This is a genomic window from Deltaproteobacteria bacterium, from assembly GCA_016210005.1.
In the GTDB taxonomy this organism is placed as follows: domain Bacteria; phylum Desulfobacterota; class Binatia; order HRBIN30; family JACQVA1; genus JACQVA1.
The window spans coordinates 1-2,414 of record JACQVA010000165.1 but is presented as its reverse complement, the minus strand read 5'-3'; the positions used below and the strand labels follow the sequence as shown (position 1 = coordinate 2,414).

At 63.1% G+C, this 2,414-nt stretch carries 2 protein-coding genes; both read left to right on the top strand.

From position 1 onward, the window contains the following. Nucleotides 1-44: 44 nt before the first annotated feature. A complete protein-coding gene (locus HY699_15975; GenBank protein MBI4517304.1) occupies nt 45-1,265 on the top strand; it encodes a hypothetical protein in 1,221 nt (406 codons plus the stop codon). Then, the coding region (locus tag HY699_15970; protein MBI4517303.1) for a hypothetical protein at nt 1,211-2,414 on the top strand (1,204 nt) is incomplete at its 3' end. The genes HY699_15975 and HY699_15970, both read left to right, overlap by 55 nt.

The following is a 2,414-nucleotide window of genomic DNA, read 5'->3' as shown; positions in this document are numbered from 1 at the left end:
TCTTCCCCTACCTGCTCAGCGGCCAACCCGCGGCCACGACGGACGTGCAGCTGACGATCGAAGCCGACAGCGGCCAGCTCGGTGAGACCACCCTACGCCTCGTGCGCCCGCCGCTGCTGGTGCAGCACGGGCTGTTCGGGAACGGGCCGCAGGCGATCGAGAAACCAATGCGGGACGTGTTGAGCAGCAATGGCGTGTTGTTCTTCAGGCCGAATTTCGCGGAGCGCAACGTCTCTGGGTTTGATCAGGTCTTCGATGTGTTGCCCACGGCGGTCCAGAGAGTGGCCGCCGACTTTCGCGCCGGCCGACTGGATGAGGCACTGCGTGGCGACGAGCAGTGGCGCAGCGGTGAAACAGGAATCAAGGGTCACAAGATTGCGCTGACGAAGGTTGACGTGTTGGCGCACAGCATGGGTGGGGTGCTGGCGCGCTGGTACACCACCGATTCAATAGCGGACGGGGGCACTCCTGAAGAACGCGAGATCCATATTCCCGGGAATGCCACGATCGATCCAAGCACCATTCCTTCGGGCACAGGCCCGCTGGCTAGCGAAGGCCGCTACACGCCCATGGCGACTGATCGTGAGCCGCGACTGCGGTACCGGCGCACGGACAACTTCAAGCGCGGTGACTTTGGCAGCGTGGTTGTGTACGGCTCACCGCTGCGTGGCAGCCCGTTTGGCAACTACGCCACTCACGAGGTGTGCCGGCCCGGGATGCGCGCGCAATGCTTCGATCCGCCGCCGCCGCTCCTTGAGTTGAAGCGCTGGGCCATTTACTTCGAAGCACAACCAGCCTTCGGGCAGCAAGATGCACGCACGCGGCCAGATGCCGGAGCCGGGATTTACGACCTGTCCATGGGCAGCACGGCGTACCGGCTGCTGTCGCGGGATAGCGAGCGTGTGCGGGTGCATGCCATCGGCACCACCTCGGAGGGCAGCAATAACGGGTGGGGGCTTCTTGCTAGCGTCTTGCCAGGATCCAACCATTACTGCCCGGGTTTCAGTCGAGCCAACAGTGACGATATCGTCCCGATCGAGAGCCAGTTGGCGAACTTCCCACTGGCTTATCGCTCGCGGTTCGAGCATGCCTGGCACAATGAGCAGGGTACGCTCGATGGACTTCAGCGACGTGTCCTGCGGTTATTGGTTGACTCGCCCGCGAGCTCTGCGGACCCCGTGCTGCTGTTCGCAGAGAAGTTCCCCAGCGATTGGAACTGTTTCCCCTTACGATGTGGAGCGGAATCATGTCAGCTTCAACCTTAAGACTGGCCATTGTTACGACGCTAGTGGTGCTCGGATGGTCCGCCGCTGCGGTGCGTGCGCAACCGCAATTGCCGCCGGGAACGTTGGTGCGCCCGTTTACCCACGCCTATTTCAGCAATCCGAATCGCGGCGTCGTGTACAGTGATGACGGCCCCGCTGCGGTCATTGCAACTGAAGACGGTGGTGCCACCTGGCGTCTGGTTCTGGATGTTGATGGTTTTGATCCGAAGGATCTCTTGGACGGCTTCTTCTTCCTGGATGATCGGCGCTGGTGGCTTGTCCAGGGTGCCGGCCGGCTACGTCGAACCCAGGACGGTGGGCGCACATTCGAGACACTGACGCCTACGTATATCGAGCCGCGCCGCGGGAACCGCTTGTCCGTGTGCGGCCTGATCTCGTTCTTGAATGAACAGCAGGGCTGGGCAACGTGTTCTACGGCCCTGAAGACCACGGACGGCGGAGTCACGTGGACTCTGGCCCTGGCGGGGCGCCGGGAGTCGCAAATTTCGAGCCTCTGGATGTTCGATGCGGGTGAAGGTGTCGGCGTTGGTCGCGAGCAGGTATTTCGCACCACCGACGGTGGTCAGACGTGGGCGGCGGTCGCGAACTCCCCAGGGTTGACGAAGCTTAGCTGCATCCGCGAGGGCTTTTGCGCCGGCCTAGTGTGGCAATACGGGCCGCTAATGGTCTCTCGGGACCGCGGCCAAAGCTGGCAGGACACGCAGATCCCGTTGCGACTGCCTGATCAGGACCGGATCACCGCCATTCACGCCGTTCGATCAAGTCTTGTCGTCGCCGTCGGGACGGATATCGGTCACAGCTACGCGCGCGATGTCGAGCCGGTCCTCAATGCCGGACATCCGGCGCCGTCCTTTCCGCCCCCAAGAGCGCTTCTCCTCAAGTGGGACGGCTCCGCGTGGAGTCGTGCCACGTACGCTGAGCCGCAGGTTTTTGCCGGCGTGTACTTCGTCGACGCCAACAATGGCTGGTTTCCAGCCTACGAGAACGCGATCTACAAGACCACCGACGGCGGGCAGACGCTTCAATTCGTCCCCGACTACTTCCGCCAGATCGCGGCGCTGACGCCGGCGGAACCGCCGTTGGTGTTCGATGCGACGCCCACCCCGCCACCGCCGACACCGACCCCGT